Origin of the sequence: Scardovia wiggsiae F0424 (assembly GCF_000269605.1) — a bacterium.
GTDB lineage: Bacteria > Actinomycetota > Actinomycetes > Actinomycetales > Bifidobacteriaceae > Scardovia > Scardovia wiggsiae.
The window spans coordinates 720,969-742,073 of the sequence record NZ_AKCI01000001.1 but is presented as its reverse complement, the minus strand read 5'-3'; the positions used below and the strand labels follow the sequence as shown (position 1 = coordinate 742,073).

At 53.1% G+C, this 21,105-nt stretch carries 17 protein-coding genes and 1 tRNA gene; 13 read left to right on the top strand and 5 right to left on the bottom strand.

Translation table 11 applies throughout. The features are described 5' to 3' along the window. The first annotated feature begins 139 nt into the window (after positions 1–139). The gene (locus tag HMPREF9156_RS0103345; RefSeq protein WP_007147386.1) at positions 140–856 is read left to right on the top strand and encodes a CarD family transcriptional regulator; all 717 of its coding nucleotides are present in this window, start codon (positions 140–142) and stop codon (positions 854–856) included. Positions 857–874: 18 nt separating this feature from the next. Here HMPREF9156_RS0103345 and HMPREF9156_RS0103340 read toward each other — a convergent pair whose 3' ends face one another. The 3 genes from HMPREF9156_RS0103340 to HMPREF9156_RS0103330 form a co-directional block, all read right to left on the bottom strand. Further along, entirely contained in the window at positions 875–1,717 is an 843-nt protein-coding gene (locus HMPREF9156_RS0103340; protein ID WP_007147385.1) for a metal ABC transporter permease, read from the bottom strand. Then, positions 1,710–2,639, bottom strand: a complete 930-nt coding sequence (locus tag HMPREF9156_RS0103335) for a metal ABC transporter ATP-binding protein (RefSeq protein WP_007147384.1) — start codon at positions 2,637–2,639, stop codon at positions 1,710–1,712. The genes HMPREF9156_RS0103340 and HMPREF9156_RS0103335 overlap by 8 nt, the downstream gene beginning before the upstream one ends. A 72-nt stretch (positions 2,640–2,711) precedes the next feature. Next, positions 2,712–3,722 carry a metal ABC transporter solute-binding protein, Zn/Mn family gene (locus HMPREF9156_RS0103330; protein ID WP_007147383.1) on the bottom strand — a complete coding sequence of 337 codons (1,011 nt, stop codon included), beginning with the start codon at positions 3,720–3,722 and terminating at the stop codon, positions 2,712–2,714. Between the two features lie 184 nt (positions 3,723–3,906). Between HMPREF9156_RS0103330 and HMPREF9156_RS0103325 the strand changes: the two genes are divergently transcribed. The 6 genes from HMPREF9156_RS0103325 to pyk all read left to right on the top strand — a co-directional run bounded on the left by HMPREF9156_RS0103325 (position 3,907) and on the right by pyk (position 12,137). Continuing rightward, positions 3,907–4,791 carry a bifunctional methylenetetrahydrofolate dehydrogenase/methenyltetrahydrofolate cyclohydrolase gene (locus HMPREF9156_RS0103325; protein WP_007147382.1) on the top strand — a complete coding sequence of 295 codons (885 nt, stop codon included), beginning with the start codon at positions 3,907–3,909 and terminating at the stop codon, positions 4,789–4,791. Between the two features lie 234 nt (positions 4,792–5,025). Continuing rightward, positions 5,026–6,507 carry a 30S ribosomal protein S1 gene (rpsA, locus tag HMPREF9156_RS0103320; protein ID WP_007147381.1) on the top strand — a complete coding sequence of 494 codons (1,482 nt, stop codon included), beginning with the start codon at positions 5,026–5,028 and terminating at the stop codon, positions 6,505–6,507. Between the two features lie 140 nt (positions 6,508–6,647). Continuing rightward, complete coding sequence (coaE, locus tag HMPREF9156_RS0103315; RefSeq protein WP_007147380.1) at positions 6,648–7,280, top strand: dephospho-CoA kinase; 633 nt, start codon at positions 6,648–6,650, stop codon at positions 7,278–7,280. 87 nt (positions 7,281–7,367) lie between these two features. Next, on the top strand, positions 7,368–9,500 hold the full coding sequence (uvrB, locus tag HMPREF9156_RS0103310; RefSeq protein ID WP_007147379.1) for an excinuclease ABC subunit UvrB: 2,133 nt from the start codon (positions 7,368–7,370) through the stop codon (positions 9,498–9,500). A 40-nt stretch (positions 9,501–9,540) separates the two neighbouring features. Further along, positions 9,541–10,527, top strand: coding sequence for a TerC family protein (locus HMPREF9156_RS0103305; protein WP_017147453.1), 987 nt, complete (start codon positions 9,541–9,543; stop codon positions 10,525–10,527). A gap of 167 nt (positions 10,528–10,694) precedes the next feature. Continuing rightward, positions 10,695–12,137 (top strand): pyruvate kinase, encoded by a 1,443-nt coding sequence (gene pyk, locus HMPREF9156_RS0103300; RefSeq protein ID WP_007147377.1) that lies wholly within the window; start codon positions 10,695–10,697, stop codon positions 12,135–12,137. 83 nt (positions 12,138–12,220) lie between these two features. Here the strand turns inward: pyk and HMPREF9156_RS0103290 are convergent, their stop codons facing one another. Together HMPREF9156_RS0103290 and HMPREF9156_RS0103285 are read right to left on the bottom strand one after the other, a co-directional pair. Next, positions 12,221–13,690, bottom strand: coding sequence for a L,D-transpeptidase (locus HMPREF9156_RS0103290; protein ID WP_007147376.1), 1,470 nt, complete (start codon positions 13,688–13,690; stop codon positions 12,221–12,223). Between the two features lie 176 nt (positions 13,691–13,866). Then, positions 13,867–14,463 carry an NUDIX domain-containing protein gene (locus HMPREF9156_RS0103285; RefSeq protein ID WP_007147375.1) on the bottom strand — a complete coding sequence of 199 codons (597 nt, stop codon included), beginning with the start codon at positions 14,461–14,463 and terminating at the stop codon, positions 13,867–13,869. A gap of 178 nt (positions 14,464–14,641) precedes the next feature. On the opposite strand from HMPREF9156_RS0103285, the gene HMPREF9156_RS0103280 reads away from it, so the two are divergent. The 6 genes from HMPREF9156_RS0103280 (at position 14,642) to HMPREF9156_RS07365 (ending at position 20,945) form a co-directional block, all read left to right on the top strand. Further along, a tRNA-Leu gene (locus tag HMPREF9156_RS0103280) sits at positions 14,642–14,715 on the top strand. 104 nt (positions 14,716–14,819) lie between these two features. Next, positions 14,820–15,524 carry an ANTAR domain-containing response regulator gene (locus HMPREF9156_RS0103275; protein ID WP_007147374.1) on the top strand — a complete coding sequence of 235 codons (705 nt, stop codon included), beginning with the start codon at positions 14,820–14,822 and terminating at the stop codon, positions 15,522–15,524. 141 nt (positions 15,525–15,665) lie between these two features. Then, entirely contained in the window at positions 15,666–18,782 is a 3,117-nt protein-coding gene (gene polA, locus HMPREF9156_RS0103270) for a DNA polymerase I (protein WP_007147373.1), read from the top strand. A gap of 66 nt (positions 18,783–18,848) precedes the next feature. Beyond that, the gene (locus HMPREF9156_RS0103265; RefSeq protein WP_007147372.1) at positions 18,849–19,772 is read left to right on the top strand and encodes a Nif3-like dinuclear metal center hexameric protein; all 924 of its coding nucleotides are present in this window, start codon (positions 18,849–18,851) and stop codon (positions 19,770–19,772) included. Positions 19,773–19,944: 172 nt separating this feature from the next. Further along, positions 19,945–20,169, top strand: a complete 225-nt coding sequence (locus HMPREF9156_RS07385) for a transposase-like zinc-binding domain-containing protein (protein WP_457851263.1) — start codon at positions 19,945–19,947, stop codon at positions 20,167–20,169. Beyond that, positions 20,115–20,945 carry an IS1249 family transposase gene (locus tag HMPREF9156_RS07365; RefSeq protein WP_007147371.1) on the top strand — a complete coding sequence of 277 codons (831 nt, stop codon included), beginning with the start codon at positions 20,115–20,117 and terminating at the stop codon, positions 20,943–20,945. The genes HMPREF9156_RS07385 and HMPREF9156_RS07365 overlap by 55 nt, the downstream gene beginning before the upstream one ends. The last annotated feature ends 160 nt before the right edge of the window (positions 20,946–21,105 follow it).

The window sequence follows — 21,105 nt, the reverse complement described above, 5'->3', positions numbered from 1 at the left end:
GAAAACGGCTACCCGTGTGTTTCTATAGGGTCCCCGATGCAGGAAGATAGCTCTGTTTCCCCTGTTTTGCAGCGCTTCCGCACGTCCATGCCTGGGAGCATAATAAGTCAGTTGACTTTTATCGTGAGAGGCATTTTTGATGGAGTATAAAATTGGCGATACGGTTGTTTACCCCCGTCATGGGGCGGCGCGGATCGAAGGGATCACGGAGCGCACGCTTCGCGGGGTCACGCGCCAGTACCTCCGTCTAGCCGTACTCTCATCGGACGGACTGGAGATCAGTGTCCCCGCCGATGCTGTAGAAAAAGTCGGTGTCCGGGAAGTCGTCAACGGCGTTGCAGTAGCCCGGGTCTTTGAGATACTCCGTACCCCGGTGGTCGAAGAAAAAACAAACTGGTCGCGCCGGTATAAGCTTAATGTTGAAAAAATTGCAACAGGCGACGTCAATAAAATTGCTGAGGTAGTAAGGGACCTTTCCCAGCGCGACGATGAAGACCACGGATTGTCTGCAGGCGAAAAACGGATGCTTGCACGGGCCAGAGGGGTCCTGACCTCTGAAATTGCTCTCAGCGAAGGTATAGATGATAGTGAAGCCCAGCGTCTGCTGGACGTCAATTTAGGATACCAGGATCCGGAACCGGGGGATGAAAAGCATCATGCTGAAGCCCCTGAAGAGCCGGCATTCCAGACTTTGTACAGGCTGGAAGAAGAGGAGCGCGCTGCAAAAATTGCTGCGAAACAGGCTGCAAGGGCTGCGCGTGAGGCTGCTGCTGAAACTAAGAAGAGTGGGGAAGACAGCAGCAGCGATACGGATAGCAGCCCTAACAGCAGCAACGGCTCCCTGCCTGAAATCTGATATTCCCTGACTTTCTGTTCAGCTGTCTGACCGTATCCCTGCTACAGCCTGTGCTGTCAGCCAGGTGAGTGTGCTAAACGTTACGATGATGAAGCTTGGCGGGGTATCAAGAATCGTCGATACCAGCAGCCCCAGCCATATGCAGGCAAGGCAGATAAAGGTGGCAGCAGCGATAGCCTTAAAAGCGGATTTTGTCAGTATGCTGGCTGCTGCTGCCGGAGTAATAACAAGGGCAAATACCAGAAGCGTGCCTACTGCGGGTACGGCAACTGTGATGACTCCCGCCATAAGGGCCATGAATACTATATTTAGGAAGGCGATAGGGACCCCTTTAGCCCGTGCGACCTGCTCGTCAACGGAACTGAACAGCAGAGGCCTGAATATGATGCTGACAACAATAAGGAGCACCGCATCGAACAGTGCAAACCCAACGAGTTCGCTGCTTGTAATGGTCAGGATAGATCCGAACAGTATGCTCTGCATCTGCTGTGTTGCCTTGGACGAGTAATGTGTGAAAAACAGTCCGAGCCCGGTGGCAAAAGCCAGTACAGTCCCTGTAGCTATTTCCCTCTGGTTTGCTTTTTTGCCCAGTGACCCGATAGCAAGCCCGCCGCCAACTGCAAAAAGCCCCATCCCCAGGGGGACAGGCCAGCCTATCAGTGCTGCCAGGGTTGCACCGGGCAGTCCGATATGTGCCAGAGCATGGGCGGCAAAAGTGGACTGGCGGGAAATGGTGAAATACCCCATAGCCCCTGATGCCAGTGCAATAAGGATACCAGCCAGGAAGGCATTCACCATCATCGGGGACTGCAGGGTCTCTATCCAGTTTGCGGCATATGCGGAAAGTATGGTATCAGTCATGCGTCCCATCCTTTTCAGTCTTTTCGACGCTGCACGGCTTCCCGGTATGGAAGCGGGCGGCATCACTGCTGGTATGCAGGTCATGGCGGGTACGGCTGGGCGGTTCAAGGGAACTGTTGTGGGTAACGAACATATCGCCCTGCGGTGTTGCGATAACTTCCACTTTAGTGCCGTAAAGGTGTGTAAGCAGATCGGAGTTCAGTATCCCGTCAAGAGGGGAATAATGGGGATGCCCGTCAAGCAGATAGACCGCCCCTGTAAGGATAGGCAGCAGCATATTAAGATCATGGGATACTACCTGGATGGTAATATGCTGTTCCCGGTTAAGCTTCGCCAGCAATTCTATCAGGGAACTTTGGCTTGAGATATCAAGGTTTGCAAGAGGCTCATCCAGCAGAAGCAGCTGCGGATCGCCTACAAGCGCCTGTGCTATGGCGACGCGCTGGCGCTGCCCACCGGACAGCTGTGAAAGGCGCTGGCCTGTATAAGTGCTGAGCCCTACATAATCAATTGCCTCAAATGCTTTGTCCTTCTCAGCTTTTGTGGTACGGTGCCATCCAAAGACTGTTCCCGTGAGCCCCAGCAGCACGGAATCACGGACAGTGATATTCATATCGCCTGCAGAATCATAATTCTGCGGGACATATCCGATATACCTGTTAGCAGCTCCGGCAGGCAGCCCCAGTACTTTTACCGATCCTCGGGTCAGGGGGAGCAGCCCCAGTTCCACAGAGATCATAGTGGTTTTCCCGGTGCCGTTTGTTCCGACGATAGCGGTCACGGAACCGCGCGGTATGGAGAAACTGCCCTGGGACCAGATGAGTTTTTTCCCGCGTACTATCCCCGCATCTTGGAAGATAATGCAGTCTTCCGGCGCCGGGGATGCGGCAGGCGTCATGGGCGGATGTTCTGTTACTGGCATAAGGCCTCTAATCCTGATAGTCCTGATCTGGTTTCCTGACAGTTCCCGGGTTTTTGGAAACTGCGCTGCGGATCATGCATTATTCCCGGAAGCGGCTGTATCCGGCACTTCATTATTTTTGGAGCTCTCCATTGCTTTCGTAAAATCGCCGGTCAAAGCCGTGATCCATTCATCAAGGGTCTTATATTTATCGGGGACCTGTTCCGTGACTTCAACAACAGGTACATCAGCACGCCCTGCCGTCCCCAGGACCATATTGACGGCATCGGACCCCTCCTGAGGATTGCTTATAACAAGCCTTACCCGATGCTGTTCAATAAGGGTCTGGAACGACTGCAGGTCAGCCGCAGACGGTTCGCTTTCGTTCTGCATAGCTGTGGAATACCCTTTAGGCGTCGCATCTTTGAGGCCAAGGTCTGCCATAAGGTAATATGCCACAGATTCGGTGGCAGCATAAGGTTTGCCGCTGTACTTTTTTGCGAACCGGGCAATCACTTTTTTCAGGGACTCTTCTTTGGTTTTCCACTGGTCGTATAGCTTCGTGAAATAATCCTTCTGCGAGGGGAGGGCAGAAATATAAGCATCCCTTATCGACTGCGCCACTTTTGCGCGGACATCGGAGGAAAACCACAGGTGCGGGTTGTCCCCGGCTTCAGCTCCGATAGTAGAAGCAGCGTTGACTGTTGACAGGGCTTTGGTTGACGGTTTCGTAGCCCAGGAATCGTATCCGGCACCGTTGACTACTAGTATCTGCGCATTAGTGACCGTTGAAATGTCCGAGCTCGTTGGGGAAAAGTCGTGGGCATCGACATTAGTATTCCTCAGGATAGAGGTCACCTGCACCTGTGTCCCTCCAAGCTGTTGTGCCAGCAGGCCCCACTGGTTGACTGACGCAACAACGCGGATAGGGCCTTTTTTGAGTGCTGCTGTGCCTGATGTTTTCGAAGCGGACGGCAGCGGGCCTTTGTTTCCCGATGCCCCGCAGGCGCCTGACATCAGTAGTGACGCCATAGTGAACAGGGCGATAATATACTTCAGGGCTGATACTATCCCTGCCGACGACTGTGCTTCTCTGCGTACCATGCTTAGCCTCACATTTATATTTAGTATGAGTATACTGTTCTTATATTATACTGCCTGATTTCCGGTTACTACTTTACCCTATTGTCGCGTACAGTAACGATAAACGACGCAGCAGCGGGTGTTCCGCAAAGTAGGCTATGCTGTCTAAGTAGAGTTTAGGAAATGGGAAACAAAAGGATATGACATGCCTCTAGTACTCGATGGGAAAGCTGCTGCCGCCCGGATCAAAGACAAGCTGTCAGCCCGTGTGCAGGCTTTGAAAGACAGAGGGTATACCCCCGGCCTGGGGACGCTCCTCGTGGGGGAGGATCCGGGGTCGATAAAGTATGTTGCAGGCAAGCATCGTGACTGCACAGAGATCGGGATAGAATCCCTGCGTATCGATCTGCCGGAAACGGCATCGCCCGGCGAAGTGATCGACGCAATCAGCCGTTTGAACGCCAGCAGCAGCTGTACGGGTTTCATAGTGCAGCTTCCCCTGCCTGATTCAATGGATGCAGATACTGTTATTGAGCATGTTGATCCTCTTAAGGATGCTGACGGCATGCACCCTTACAACCTTGGACGGCTCGTGCTCCATACGAACGGCATCAGAGATATACCGATGCCGTGCACTCCCCGGGGCATCCTGGAGCTGCTGGACACGTACCATATTGATGTGCGCGGCAAGGATGTCTGCGTCCTTGGACGGGGGATCACAATCGGCCGTACTATGGGGATGCTGCTGACCACGCGGGGTGTGGATGCTACTGTGCAGCTATGCCATTCCATGACGGAGGGGATCGGGGCGAAGCTGCGCCAGGCGGATATCATTATTTCCGCTACAGGACAGGCCCATTTCGTCAAACCGCAGATGGTCAAACCTGGTGCGGTCCTTATAGATGTCGGCGTATCGCGTGTGTGGGATGAGGCTGCCGGCAAATGGCGTATCCAGGGGGATATCGACCCTGAATGCTACCCGATATCCAGCGCTTATACCCCTAATCCCGGGGGAGTAGGCCCCATGACGCGGGCTATGCTGCTGAGCAATGTTGTTGACATGGCTGAACGTATTATGCAGGAAGCCTGATTCTACTCTGGCTGTCACTGGCTGCGCCAGGGCGGCAGAAGGTATCCATGAACCGGTGAATGACCAGAGCTTCCTGTAGTATTGCTCTCTGGCGTGTGTATAAGTGTATGCATGCAGTCATGGAAGGTTTTGCAGACAGCGCAGCCGGCTTTATGCAGGCGGATGCCTTTCCCGATGCTTCCCATGGCATAACCGAATATCGATTTTATCCACTGACTACAAGAAATTTATTCAATGACAGATAATAAAACAGAAGTCGAACAGGTAGCGATTAATGATATTGGTACTGTTGACGACTTCATCAAAGCAGTCGATTCCACTATCAAGAACTTTGATGATGGTGATCTCGTTGAGGGGACCGTTGTAAAGATTGATCACGACGAAGTCCTCCTTGATATCGGCTACAAGACTGAAGGTGTTATCCCTTCAAAAGAACTCTCCATCAAAAAAGATATCGCCCCTGAAGACGTTGTCGAAGTCGGCGATACTATCGAAGCCCTGGTCGTTACCAAGGAAGATAAGGACGGACGCCTTATCCTTTCCAAGAAGCGTGCACAGTATGAGCGTGCATGGGGCGATGTAGAGAAAATCAAGGAAGCTGACGGTGTTGTTGAAGGTACCGTTATTGAAGCTGTTAAGGGTGGCCTCATCGTTGATATTGGCCTTCGCGGCTTCCTTCCCGCATCCCTCGTTGAGATGCGCCGTGTACGTGACCTGGCGCCTTATATCGGGCAGAAGATCCAGGCTAAAATACTTGAGCTTGACAAGAACCGCAATAATGTCGTCCTGTCCCGCCGTGAGTATCTTGAAGAGACCCAGTCTGAAGTGCGTGAGACATTCCTGTCGCAGCTTAAGAAGGGGCAGGTCCGTGAGGGGACTATCAGCTCCCTTGTCAACTTCGGCGCATTCGTTGACCTTGGCGGTGTAGATGGCCTCATCCATGTTTCTGAACTGTCATGGAAGCATATCGACCATCCGTCTGAAGTTGTTAAAGTCGGCGATAAGGTAACGGTTGAAGTCCTTGATGTGGATCTTGACCGTGAGCGTATTTCACTGTCCCTGAAGTCTACCCAGGAAGATCCGTGGCAGCATTTTGCCCGTACACATGTCCCCGGGCAGATCGTTAAAGGCAAGATCACCAAGATCGTGCAGTTCGGCGTATTCGTTTCCGTGGATGACGGTATTGAAGGCCTTATCCATATTTCCGAACTCGCCAACCGCCATGTTGAGAATCCGGAAACTGTTGTTAAGCCGGGTGAGACCGTGTTCGTCAAGGTTATTGATGTTGACCTTGACCGCCGCCGTATTTCCCTGTCCCTCAAGCAGGCCAACGACTCTGTTGATCCGGCTTCGGAGGACTTCGATCCTGCGCTGTACGGCATGCCGGCAGAGTATGATGAAAACGGCAACTACAAGTATCCTGAAGGTTTCGACCCTGAGACTAATGAGTGGCTCGAAGGGTATGAGAAGCAGCGTGAAGAATGGGAGTCCCAGTACGCTGCAGCCCATGACCTGTGGGAAGAGCATAAGGTCTTCGCCGCCAGGGAACTTGAAACGGCAGCCGCATCTGCAGCTGAAGACGGGCAGGCAGAACCTGAGCCTAAGGGGCAGGAAGAAGCCACCACATATTCTTCCGCAGATGAGTCCGAAGGGACGCTTGCTGCTGATGACCAGCTTGCTGCACTGCGTGAGCAGCTGCTCAGCGAAGACAAATAAAAACCCGTTTTAGCGGTTCCCTGGTATGGCCTGCATGCCGGGGAGCATAACGGATAACGGCATACATGAGTAAGGGGGGCCTGTCTGGTATGGCAGGCCCTCTTATAATGCTTTCTTTACAATCGTTATAATATGATGATATGATCCGCATTGGCCTCACAGGCGGCATAGCCGCAGGGAAATCTACGATCAGTACGTATCTGGGCCGGCAGGGCATCCCGGTGATCGACTATGACCGGCTGTCATATGATGCAGCTTCCCCGGGCAGTAAGGGCCTGGGCCGTATTTGCGAAGAATTCGGCGATGAGGCATGTTCGCCTGACGGGTCGCTCAACCGCAGATGGCTTGCCGGGCAGGTATTCGGTGCTTCCGAAAATGCCGCCGGGAACCGCAGGAAGCTCAATGGTATTATCCATCCGCTGGTATTCAGGGAAGCCCGGAGGCTTGATGATGAAGCCAGGGGGCAGGGCGCCGCGGCCGTTGTCCATGATGTACCCCTGCTTATAGAATCTTTGCCGGATATGGTGCAGTACCATATAGTACCGGACGTGATCATAACCGTAGAGGCATCCGATGGGACAAGGATCCGGAGGATGGCCCGTACCCGCGGCATGACGCAGGCCCAGGCGCAGGACCGTATCCGTGCCCAGGCATCGCGTCAGGAACGTGAACGGTACGCCGATTATATTATTTCTGCTGACCAGCCCATAGGCCGGATGTGCGCCCAGGCACAGTCCATAATCACGGCGCTTACAGAGAAACCCGCTCGGTGATACTGCGTGCGGAGCTACACTAGCTATTAATGCTACGGAAAAATGGAAAAAGCTGCAGCGGATTTCACGGAGGATGCGTAAAAGAATATGGCGGAAGATACACGGATACGGACTTTGGATTCACTCATCCAGCGCGAGGACAGGCCTTTTGTGGTCAAATCCCCCTATAAGCCTTCCGGCGACCAGCCTGAAGCTATTGATGAGCTTGCGCAGCGGCTTAATGATGGGGAAAGCGATGTCGTCCTTCTGGGCGCTACAGGCACCGGTAAAACCGCCACAACAGCATGGCTTATTGAAAAGCTGCAGAGGCCGACGCTGATCCTGGAACCCAATAAGACGCTGGCAGCGCAGCTGTGCGCAGAATTCCGCGAACTGATGCCGGATAATGCTGTCAGCTATTTTGTATCGTACTATGACTATTACCAGCCTGAAGCATACGTCCCGCAGACCGATACCTTCATTGAAAAAGATTCCTCAATCAACGATAATGTAGAACGGCTCCGCCATGCAGCTACAGCGAACCTGCTTACAAGGCGCGACTGTGTAGTCGTATCAACAGTTTCCTGCATCTACGGCCTGGGTACCCCTGAAGAATACGCATCCCAGATGCTCCTCCTGCATGAAGGCGATACTGTCAACCGTGATGAGCTCCTCAGGACCTTTGTCAGCATGCAGTACAAGCGTAATGATATTGCGTTCACCCGTGGCACATTCCGTGTCCGGGGGGATACCGTTGAAATCATCCCTGTGTATGAAGAGCTTGCTATCCGCATTGAATTCTTCGGCGATGAGATAGACCGGATATCTACCCTGCATCCCCTTACCGGAGACCTTATCGGACACGTTACGAGCGTGCATATTTTCCCTGCAACCCATTATGTTGCCGGAACGGACAGGCTCAACCGCGCGATCAGGACTATCAGGGAAGAGCTTGACGGGCGTGTTGCCGAGTTCAGGAAGCAGGGGAAGCTATTGGAAGCACAGCGTCTGGAGATGCGTACTACATATGATCTGGAAATGCTTTCCCAGGTAGGGACCTGTGCCGGGGTTGAGAATTATTCAAGGCATTTTGATGGCAGGGATCCCGGCACGCCTCCCCATACACTGCTTGATTTTTTCCCGGAAGATTTCCTGCTTGTTATTGATGAATCACATCAGACGGTCCCGCAGATCGGGGCGATGTATGAAGGCGATGCAAGCCGTAAACGCACCCTTGTCGAATATGGGTTCCGGCTGCCCAGCGCTATGGATAACCGCCCTCTGAAATGGGATGAATTCCTGACCCATATAGGCCAGACAGTATACCTTTCCGCAACGCCGGGGGATTATGAGCTCAACCTTTCCGATGGGGTAGTGGAACAGATCATCCGCCCTACAGGGCTGCTTGACCCCAAAGTAGAGGTACGTCCCGTAGAAGGCCAGATCGATGATCTCCTTTATGAAATAAAAGAACGGATCAGCCGGCATGAGCGCGTGCTCGTCACAACGCTGACCAAAAAAATGGCTGAAGACCTTACAGACTACTTCCTGGACCGTGACATCAAAGTCGAATACCTGCATTCAGACGTTGATACTTTACGCCGGGTGGAACTGCTGCGCCAGCTGCGCGAAGGGAAGATCGATGTTATCGTGGGGATCAACCTCCTGCGTGAAGGCCTGGATCTTCCCGAAGTTTCCCTGGTCGCCATACTTGACGCCGATAAAGAGGGGTTCCTGAGATCCTACTGTTCGCTGATCCAGACTATCGGGCGTGCTGCCCGTAACGTATCCGGCACCGTGATCATGTACGCGGACAATCAGACCGAGGCAATGTCCAAGGCTATCGAGGAGACGGACCGCCGCCGTGAAGTGCAGATGGCTTATAATGCCAGGCATGGTATCGATCCGGCACCGCTTATCAAGAAGATCAGCGATGTCAATGACATGCTTGCTAAAGAGGATATAGATACCCAGACACTGCTTGACAGCGGATACCGCAACTCAGGGAAGGCGGGCAACTCCCATCTTGGGGTGCCCTCACTGGACAGTGATGAGGCATCTTCCGCACGCCGTCAGCTTATCGATGCCGGGCTTCCTGCGCAGGACCTGGCTGATCTTATAGGGCAGCTGAGCGACCAGATGCATACGGCAGCTGAGCAGCTCCAGTTTGAGCTGGCTGCCCGCCTCCGCGATGAAATACAGGACCTTAAGAAAGAGCTCCGCCAGATGATGCAGGGCTGATGCCCCTGCAGCCGTCACCGCATGCACGTATGCTGAAAGTATGCGCGAAACGCCAGTCCCCTTTATGATCATCACCCTTGCAGCCCTGGCGGTTTTCTTTGCTGCAGATCTGATAGTAACAGGCCGGAAGCCGCATGTCCCGAGTACGAAGGAATGCCTTCTGCATATAGGGTTCTTCATTGCAGCTGCCCTTATCTTCGGCGGCCTGATATGGATATGCGCCGGACCCAAACCCGCAGTGGAGTTTTATTCAGGCTGGCTTACCGAGTATTCCCTGAGTGTCGATAACCTGTTTATTTTCGTGATCATCATGTCGAATTTTGCAGTCCCCAGACAGATGCAGAAATATGTCCTGGGAGTTGGTATCACGCTGGCACTGGTGCTGCGCGGTATTTTTATCCTTCTTGGCGCGGCAATAGTTACACGGTTCACCTGGGTATTCCTCTTTTTCGGGGTATTCCTGATCTATACAGCTGTCTCGCTTCTTCACGGTGACAGCGGCGACGATGAGTATAAGGAGAACAGGCTTATCAGGTTTCTGCGCAAAGTTATGAAGCTCACTGATGAGTATGATGGACGCAGGCTCCGTACGGTAAAGGGCGGAGTACGGTATTTTACCCCTATGCTTATTGTGTTTATCGCTATCGGGACAACAGATGTCATGTTTGCGTTTGATTCTATCCCTGCGATTTTCGGTCTGACGAAGGACCCTTTTATCGTTTTCACAACCAATGTTTTTGCTCTCCTGGGACTGCAGCAGCTGTATTTCCTCCTGGGGTCGCTTCTGGACAGGCTGGTCTACCTGCCCATAGGGCTGTCTGTAGTTTTAGGGTTTATCGGCATCAAACTGATCATGGAAGCCCTTCGCGGCAACACATTGCCGTTTATCAACGGGGGGAAGGGGATATCGTCCATACCGGATATCCCTACATGGGCTTCTCTGGCTGTTATCATCGTTTCCCTGGGAACTGCTGCAGCGGCCAGCCTTATGAAGGCACGTGTGCCCGGGACTGGGAAAAAAGGGTAGGCAGCTCGTGTGCGCCGCCTGCGTGGGAAGCGGATACGGAAGGCTGCCCGCATGGCGTTTCCGGGACCCCCAAAGCGTCGCAACTTACCTATAAAATAAGAGATGTTGTGAATACGGGAACTTCCCGTCCATATTTAATTACAATTACAAGAAATAGGCAGGCATTCATGCGAAAAGCAAAGATTGTTGATACTATCGGACCAGCTACTTCGTCACTGGAGACATTGACCGAACTCGTTAAAGCGGGGATGGATGTAGCGCGCATCAACCGTTCCCACGGGACTTTTGATGAGCATGTGGCTATTTATAACAATATCCGTGAAGCTGGCCGCGCAGCAGGTAAGGATGTAGCTGTACTCGTGGACCTTCAAGGGCCGAAGATCCGCTGCGGCTGGATTGAAAAGGATGCTGAAGGCGAAGATAAGGTCCAGCTTGACGAAGGCCAGGAATTCGTTATTACTACAGATGATATAACGGGGAACAAAGACCGTGTTTCCACTACTTTCAAAGGCCTTCCCGCTGACTGCAACCCCGGGGACCCTATCCTTATCGATGACGGGAAAGTACGCCTTGAAGTGACCCGGGTAGAAGGCAATGATGTCCATACTAAGGTTATCGTTGCCGGTCCTGTGTCCTCGCACAAGGGGATCAACCTTCCCGGCGTTGCGGTTTCTATCCCGGCGCTTACAGAAAAAGACGAGGAAGACCTGCGTTGGGGTATCCGGACCGGTGCAGACCTTATCGCCATGTCATTTGTACGTTTTGCATCTGATATCGACCGCGCCCATGCCATCATGGATGAAGAAGGCCGCCGCGTCCCGGTGATTGCGAAGATCGAGAAGCCCCAGGCCGTTGAGAACCTGGAAGAGATCGTCAAGGCATTCGACGGTATCATGGTTGCCCGCGGCGATATGGCTGTGGAGATGCCTTTTGAACAGGTACCGCTGATCACGAAGCGCTGCATTGAGCTTTCCCGCAACTACGGCAAGCCGGTTATCGTCGCTACTGAAGTCCTCGGTTCCATGGTCCACAGCCCGGTACCGACACGTGCTGAGGCATCCGACTGCGCTAATGCGGTGCTCGACGGTGCAGATGCAACTATGACATCGAATGAAACGGCTGTAGGCGACTATCCTGTTGTTACTGTTGACACGATGAGCCGTATTTCTTCCTATGCCACTGAGCACGGGTATGACCGTATCCCCGGCATCAGGGATGAGCATTATACGGTTTCGTCCGCCGTAGCGCATTCCGCCGTAGAGCTTGCTTCCAAGCTTGATGTGGATGCTATTGTGGCATTCACCCGTACCGGCGCCACTGTACACCGTATTTCTGCAGAGCGCCCTCAGGCCCCGATTTTCGGCCTGACTACTGATGTCCACACGAAGTCCTTCCTGAACCTGAGCTGGGGTACCCAGGGCATCCAGCTTGGCAGGGATTACCATGGGCTTACCCGTGCTGAACTGATGCAGCTTGCAGATGAGGCTGTTAAGGATACCGGCAAAGTCAAAGATGGCGATACCATCGTTGTTGTTTCTTGCTCACCGGCTGCTACTGAGGCAGGATCCACTGATTCCGTGTATGTCCATGTAATTGGCCATGAGGATTGATCCTGATCTGGATTGATTTCAGCAAAGGCGGGGCAGCTGATGGGCTGCCCCGCCTTTTGTATAACTTTTATATAGGCAGAGTGTTATCTGACCGGGCCTGAAGGGGTCGAGCCGATGACCTTGACCATTGCTCCGCGGGGGAGGAAATCATAAAGCCATTTGGCTTCTGCGGGGTTCATATTGACGCAGCCGTGGGATTTAGGTACACCCCGGGCAATCCCGTTTATATTCCATGGGGCCGAATGGAAGCCTTCTCCGCCGTGGAAATAGCTTATCCACTGGACGTCCGGTGTAACATAGTCGTCGCCGCGCATCGTCTGCAGAGGCAGCTTTGAAGCTACGAAATATGTCCCTGCATGTGTAGGGGTATCTGGTTTGCCTGTAGAAACATTGAAAGTTTGGACGAGTGTAGTGCCTTTATATGCATACATCTGCTGACGGCTGAGGTCTACCAGTGCCCAGGGATCCCCATCTGCGGCATCGTACCGCAATACCCGGTTCTTGACGGCGAATTTCGTTACCTCTGCAGATGCTGTGAGGGTCGCGCTGCGCCCCTCACGCAGGCTGGTGATGACCTCGGCAGATGTTTTATCAGTATCGGTAACAGCAACACCATCAGTACCGCGGGCAACGACTGAAATGACCCTTCCTGTGCTGCTGACATTCTGGGTCTGGTCAACTTTTGCCTGGTTGAGGGCTTTGGGGAGGGCTGTTTTCAGGAACCGGCGGGCGGCCCCTTCATCATAGGTGAGATCTATGGTTTTATGCGGCCGGTTGAGGCTGAAGGATATCCAGGATGCCAGTGTTGCTGAGGAGATAGTGTATGTTTTTTTCGATCCGTTGGAAATACTGATTCTTGAGAAGATACGTGTATTCGCCTGCTGCGCTGCAGTGCGGGCAGCTTCATCGGGGACCAGCGGCTTGGCGGGGTCAAGCTGTATATGGGCATACGTATTTTCGCCGGGATGGGCCAGCATCTTTGACACGGCATTCTGTACTTCATCCAGGGGGACGGTTTTCCCGCTTTTTCCGCCGAACGATACGAATTTCCCTGCCGAGCTGTCATATTCCACCCTCGGCTCCTGGGCTCCGTCGTTATTGGCAAGAGCGTCAGCAAGATGGTTTTGGACAGCAGCATCATCGCTGCGGGCAACAAGCGATATATTCTTTTGGGTGAAAGGGTTGAGCCGGGAGAAAGATGATCCGTCCTTTGCGCTGAAAACGGCATCTACTGTTTTAGCGATATCGACTTTAACACCTATATCCTCCAGGGACAGCTTCTTCGCAACAGCCCCGTCTGCAGTTACCGTCAGCGTTGTTCTGCCGGCCATGTCCTGTATGGTTTCGGCGACCTGCTCCCTTGTCTGGCCTGAGATATCCCGTGTCCCAAGGGTTACTCCCGGGGCAACACGGTTCCGATAGTATGCAAAAGCCGCATAGCCGCCGCCGAAGAGTGCGAGAAGAAGAGCTGCAATTACCGCTATGGATATAGCCCTGAGCTTTCTTCCTTTCTTCGGACCAGGCTTTTTAGTGTTATTCTGAGAGCTGGCCATACCTAGCAGGATACACCTTAAACCTTACAAAATAAGGCGGTAGGGACAATCCGGGGTGCAGGTTTTGTGTCGGTTTCCCCAGTGCAGGGAAGGGACGCTTATCATGGCTACAAGCGAGCAAGATTCCCTGTATGTGATTTATTTCACAAGCAGCCAGAACATCCTGGTGCTGGGTCTCAGGCGGCGGTATTGTGGCGCCGTGTGTATTCGTTCAGTATCCCGATTATTGACTTCGCATCAACGATAGTACCGTTAAGAGCCAGCTCATATGCCTTATCCAGAGGGATCGCCCGTGCTGCGGAGGAGGGGGATTCCGGCCCGAGAGTACCGCGCCGGACTTCGGCCAGGCCGGTAGCCCTGTAGATGATCGTATGCTGTGTTGAGAAGCTCGGGGTATTCACAAACCGGACAACCTGGGCATAATCCTGTGCCCGGTATCCTGCCTCTTCCTCAAGCTTCAGGGCAGCAATATCTTCGGGATGCTGCCCCTGCTCAGTGGCATGCCCGGCTGGGAGCTCAAGCGTCCATGAATGGTTAGGCACGCGGTACTGCTCAATCAGGATGACTTCTTCGTTATCGGTAATAGGCAGGACGCATATGGTATCCCCATCATTCTCGCGCAGTATATACCGTTCAAAATGGCCTATCTCAGTGCTGCTCAGGCTTACACGGTCAATATCGAAATAGTGTGTGGAAAGGACTTCCTCGCGTTTTTCTTCACGTATGGGGGAAACCCGCCATGGGTCGAATTCACGGTATGTTTTTTCTGCCATATAATTCACTTCCTTGTAAGGATGCTTAGTATCATTCCTATTCTAGCTGCGGTAAAACGATGAGTAAAGACGGGTGCACCTGGTGTCGCGCGGGGCCGGCAGATATGCATGTATGTGGTGTGTTGGTCTGTGATCTGTAGTACATTTAACCCTGTTATATATAAAGTTTATGTACGACGCCTCGGTATCCCAATTGGTAGAGGAAACAGCCTCAAAATCTGTGCAGTGTGGGTTCGAGTCCCACCCGAGGCACAACGGTATATAATGAATATATATACTTATACACAGTATAATTCAATTGAAGTTCGCTCAATGTGGAGAGGCCTGTCAGACGTCCTTCCACGAGGAGGGCAATTATGGTTGCTGAAGAAAAGACTGATACGGAAGGCCTGCCTACCGTCGTCGTAGCCGAAGATGAGGCGCTGAACCGCCTCGATATTATTGAGTCCCTCAACGAGAACGGCTATAACGTTATCGGGGAGGCTGCCAATGGGCAGGAAGCTGTAGACAGGGTCCGCGAGCTTAAGCCTGACATCGTTGTAATGGATGTTAAGATGCCTGAAAAAGACGGCATCACGGCTGCGCGCGAGCTTAACGAAGATTTCCTTGCCCCGGTTGTAATGCTTACGGCATTCTCTCAGAAAGACCTCGTTGCAGAGGCTGTTGATGCCGGTGTTATGGCATATGTGGTCAAGCCGTTTGTCCCCGAGCGCCTGTTCCCGGCACTGGCAGTGGCGCAGGAGCGGTTTAAACAGATGAAGGCGCTGCGCGACAGGATCAGCGGCATCCCTGATTCCGGCGCATCTTCTGCTGATGCGTCAGAAAGCCTTGCCGCTGCTGATAAGGAGATCCAGGATCTCCGTGAACAGGTCGATGAGCTTAAAAACCGGCTGGAAAGCAGGAAGCATGTGGATAAGGCAAAAGGCCTTCTTATGCAGCATATGGGCCTGACCGAGCAGGAAGCTTTCCGCTGGATACAGAAAACATCCATGGACCGCCGGCTGACGATGATGGAAGTCGCCGATGCGGTCGTCCAGCAGATCGAGGAGAGCAGAGGCTGAGGCCGCGTCTATTGCATCGGCTCCTGAGTGTGTGAACCGGAGGACAGCCGGCAGCATGCACAGGCCTGGCCGAACATGGGTATCCGGCTTCTGCGAAATCAGTATCCTGCCTTTCTAGAGGCAGGCCCTTAAAATAGGAATATGGCTGAAACATATCCTGCAAAAAGTACAAACGGTCCCCGCGGCAAACGCCTGCTTGTAATTGACGGGCATTCACTGGCTTTCCGCGCATACTTTGCTTTGCCGGCGGAGAGTTTCTCGACTTCGGACGGCCAGGCCACGAATGCTGTTTACGGCTTTACAACCATGCTTGCCCAGGTGCTTAAGAACAGGCGGCCCAGCCATGTGGCAGTGGCGTTTGATGTTAAAGGCGGGACTTTCCGCAACCGGCTGCTGCCTGAATATAAAGGTACGCGCGATGCTGCCCCTGAAGACCTCCTGTCCCAGCTGCCGCTTATCCAGGACCTTCTTAGGGCGTTGGATATCAGCTATGTGGAGAAACAGGGCCTTGAGGGCGATGATATTATTGCTACGCTGGCTACCATGGGAGAGGAGGAAGGATACGAAACCTTCGTCCTGTCAGGGGACAGGGACGCCTTCCAGCTTGTCGATGATTCTATAACCGTGCTTTATCCGGGACACCATTTCAAAGACCTGAAGCCTATGACCCCTGAAGCGGTACGCGAGAAATATAAGGTAGCCCCTGCACAGTACCCGGACCTGGCTGCGATGAGAGGGGAACAGGCCGATAATATCCCTGGTGTCCCGGGAGTCGGCGACGGGTACGCTGCAAAATGGATCAATGAGTTTGGCGGGCTGCAGGGGATAATCGAGCACGCATCTGAAATTGGGGGCAAAAAAGGTGAAGCCCTGCGCAGCAGCATCGACCAGGTCCTTCTTAACCGTAAAGTGAATGCGCTGGTGCGTGATGCAGACCTCGGTGTGGATATTGATGATTTCAAACTCCATGAACCGCATATCACTGATGTGGATGCCGTTTTTGCTTCCCTCCAGTTCGGACGTAATATCCAGAACCGTATCCTTGAGGCTATGGCCATAGCCGAAGGGCGCGATGAACAAAGTGCAGCAGCATCTGTGCAGAGCAGCCGGCAGGCGCACCAGGAAGGTTCCCCGACAGGCAGGCTTCAGCCCGGTTCCGGGCCTTTATCAGCGCAGGCCGGCAGCAGGAGAGGGGCCGGGAATGGGTTTGAAGACAGCGCCGATGATATCAACCCTTCCCGTATTACTGTTATTGAGCCCGATCCGCTGTATATCCCGGTATCTGCAGCATCTTCAGAAGCGGCAGAATCTCCGTCCGCGTCCCTGCCTGATGGGTCCGGCGGACTTCAGCCTGCTGTCCGCTGGCTTGAGGAAAATATCCAGGATACCTTTTCCGGTACATCAGTTTCCAGTACTTCAGATACTTCGCTTCCCGGCGCGCAGCCTTCCGGGAAGCCCGGCCGTGTATGGGTGATGAATATCCGGGGCACAGTCGAGAAGGGTGCCAGCAGCGCGCAGTCAGTCTCTTTCATGACCAACGAAGGCTCAGCCTGTGTTATTGCTGCCGAAAATATCCACAGGGACAGGCAGCTGAGGGATATGCTCAGGACGGTGTGCCGTGGCTGCTCGGGGAGCCTTGTTATCCATGATTTCAAGAAGCATATACACCTGTTAAGCTCATTAGGGATCACAGCTGAAAGCAGCGAAGACATCCCTGTCCCGCTAAGCGATACGAAACTTGAAGGGTATCTGGTTCAGCCCGACGCTACTGCAAGGATTCAGAGCGCCAGTCAGTATGCCGGATACTTTTTGCATATCGATACGGACGAGGCCGCTGAGCCTGCTGCGGAGCAGGGGGCTTTTGATTTTGACGGCGGGGCAGATGATGCCCCGGCAGATACTGCTGACTCTGCAGAAGCAGGGAAGCGGCAGGCCGTGCGCGATGCCCGCGAGTGCGCATATGTCCTGGCAATGCATGAGCTGTTTTCCCCTGTTATCGCAGCGCGTTCCCAGATAAGCCTGTTAAAGGATATCGAACTGCCGGTATCGCGTGTCCTGGCACATATGGAAATAGCCGGTTCGGGCGTTGACCAGCAGCGTCTGCTGGATATGAGGGATTCTTTTACGTCCCAGGCCCAGCAGGCCCAGCAGGTGGCCTGGGACCAGGCCGGGAAGGAGATCAACCTGCAAAGCCCCAAACAGCTGCAGTCTGTACTGTTTGATGATATGGGCCTGGCCGCCACCAAGAAGACAAAAAGCGGAAACTATACAACAAATGCCGCGGCGCTGCAGGAATTATATATCAGGTCCGTCCATAATGAACGGGCGAATACTTTCCTGGGGGCCCTCCTGCGGCATCGTGAAGTCAATAAGCTTAAGCAGATAGTCCAGACCCTTATGGATTCAGTAAATACCCATGACGGCCGTATCCATACGACATTTGAGCAGACCGTTGCGGCTACAGGCCGGTTAAGCTCTACAGACCCGAACCTGCAGAACATCCCTAACAGGAATGTTGAGGGGCGGGAGATCCGTGCGGCGTTTGTGCCTTCGCAGGGCTATGTATCCCTGCTGAGCTGCGATTATTCACAGGTGGAGCTGAGGCTTATGGCGCATTTATCACAGGATGAGGCGCTGATCGAAGCGTTCAGGTCAGGTGCTGACTTCCATAAATATGTTGCTTCACTGGTGTATGACATCCCTATTGACCGGATCACAGCTGACCAGAGATCCCATATCAAAGCGATGAGCTACGGCCTTGCTTATGGGCTGAGCACATATGGGCTTGCCCAGCAGCTGGGGATATCCCCTGCGCAGAGTGATGTGCTGAAAGACAAGTATTTCGCCACTTTCGGCAGGGTCCATGATTATCTTGAATCCCTTGTTTCCCAGGCAAAGTCGAGAGGCTATACGGAAACGATGTTCGGGCGCAGGCGTTATTTCCCGCAGCTGCGGTCCCCGCGCCGCCAGCTCAGGGATGCCGCTGAGCGTGCAGCGCTTAATGCGCCGATCCAGGGGTCTGCTGCCGATATCATGAAGATTGCTATGGAGAAAGCATACACGCAATTATGCGAGGCACGGGTAAAAAGCCGCATCATCCTTCAGATCCACGATGAACTGGTAGTAGAACTTGCAGCAGGGGAGGAAGAGGAAGTCACCGGGATCGTCAGGGAGGCGATGGAACATGCAGTTGATCTTGCCGTCCCTCTGGATGTCTCTACCGGGACCGGCACAGACTGGCAGCTTGCAGCCCATTAAAGCCGTTTTTGAGGATCCGTACAGATTACAGATATTGGTAATCGATAGTTAGAAAGGAAAGGCTGTATGACGGATACATCTGCATCTGAATCAGGCGGCGCAGTGCTGTCCCTTAAGGACACAGTTTCGGTTCTGGAAGACCTGTATCCTCTGAGGTATGCGGAAGACTGGGATGAACCGGGGCTTATCGTCGGCAGCCTGGACTGGCCGGTCCGCACTGTCTATTGTGCTGTAGACCCTACATATGAAGTGGTACAGGATGCAATCAGGCATCATGCCGATCTGCTGATCACCCATCACCCGCTGTTCTTTCGTGCTACGCATACTGTCGGGGGGCAGGGCTTCCGGGGAGAGATAGTCTCTGAGCTCATTGGGCACCGTTGCGGGCTGTGGGTCGGGCATACGAATGCTGACAGTGCGTACCGCGGCCAGGCACAGGCTTTCATCGAGCAGCTTCATCTCAAAGACCTCGGCCCCCTGCTGCCGGTAGAAGATGCATCTGCCCGCGGCCCCGTAGGGCTCGGGCGTATCGGGGAGCTGGAGGTGCCGCAGGATCTGGAAAGCTTTGCCCGCGCGGTAGTCCGCATCCTTCCTGAAACCAGGCTTGGCATCACTGTTGCGGGAGATCCTGATATGCCGGTAAGCAGGGCAGCAGTCCTCCCGGGATCGGGGGATTCCATGATTGCCGACGCTGCCGCCAGCGGGGCTGATGTCTATATCACCAGCGACCTGCGGCATCATCCTGTCACAGATGCCCTTGAGCAGGCCAGGCATGAGGCGCGCCTGCGCGAAAGCTTTGCAGCCCGCGGGGATCTGCATCCCAGGCCCGCTTTTATCAATACCCCGCACTCCGCTATCGAAAAATTATGGATGTCAACATATGGGATCTATGACATCCCTGAGGCGATAGCTGATAAATTCGGGGAGCAGTACCGCCCTGAGATGATACTGTCAGATATCAATACTGATCCGTGGAGTTTAAGGATCTGACAGACGTACAGGATATATATGCAGGAATACGGGACCGGGGTATAAAAATAAAGGCTTTGCCTGCGTAAAGGGCAAAGCCGGGTTAATGCTTAAAAAGTGTGTATGAAATTGGCTGTTAGCTGTTGGGATTATTGGTGTGTGGTGGGGTGATTATGGTGTGAGACCATAATGTATGGCATCTGGTGGAAGGATTCCTCATTGTGTGGTATGCGATACGCGAATGGTTAAAAACGGGAAAACCCGTGCAGGAACAACCCGGTGGCGATGCGCGAACTGTGGTGCTAGCCGAGTCCAACACCGTGACGAGATGAAGAAGAGCCAAGACGCAGAATTGTTTGTATCGTGGCTCTTCCTAACGTGCCAGCGCGCTCATTGCCTATTGCGCGGGCAACATTAACGCGCCATATTGCCTGGTGTTGGAATGTTCCTGTTCCACGACCACCTGTGACTGGTGTCGTTGAATCCCAGATCCTCATGGACGGAATCTATCTGCCCTATGGGTGGTGTCTTCTGATTGCTATGAATACCAAGCATGTTCTTGCGTGGCAATGGTGCACACGAGAAAGCACAGCCTCGTATACAGCTTTGTTACATCAGCTTGTTAAGCCTGATTGCGTGTGTTTAGACGGTGGAATCGGTGCTCATACAACCTTAAAGAATGTGTGGCCTGAGGTGAAGGTTCAACGCTGTTTAGTGCATGTTGCTCGTAATGTTCGTACGTATCTAACGAGTCATCCTCACTCTGACGCTGGTAGAAGCTTGTTAGGCTTAAGTAAAAAGCTACTCAAGGTAGAAACCATAAACCAAGCAATACAATGGGAAGAACTCTTGAACCAGTGGTATCAAACCTATGGGCATCTCATCCATGAGAGAACAAGGAATCCATGCTACCCGTATGAGTCTCCAGCATGGTGGTATACCCATAACAGACTCAGGAAAGCCTATCGGCTTTTAGAACGGTTAACCAAGAAACAGAATCTGTTTACCTATCTTGACCCAGAACTGGCCAAACATGGTGAACTCTTACGGTCTACGAATCGGCTAGAAGGCGGACCAAACAAAACGATTCGTAGACTTTTGCTCGTGCATACTGGGTTAAGCGAACCTCACATGCGATGCGCCGTGGAATGGATTCTTCAAAGCATGAGTGAAAAAACCTATTACTATCACTGATTATCTTCGTAAACACTGTCACGAACAGGTACATGAAGTAAACAAGCAGCCAATAGACACGCAAAAAGAAGACACTATGGAAAACCATAGTGTCTTCATCAACTTTGATCCCGGAGAACTAGGTCTCCACCATGGATGGGCAGGCAGAAGCTATTAAAAC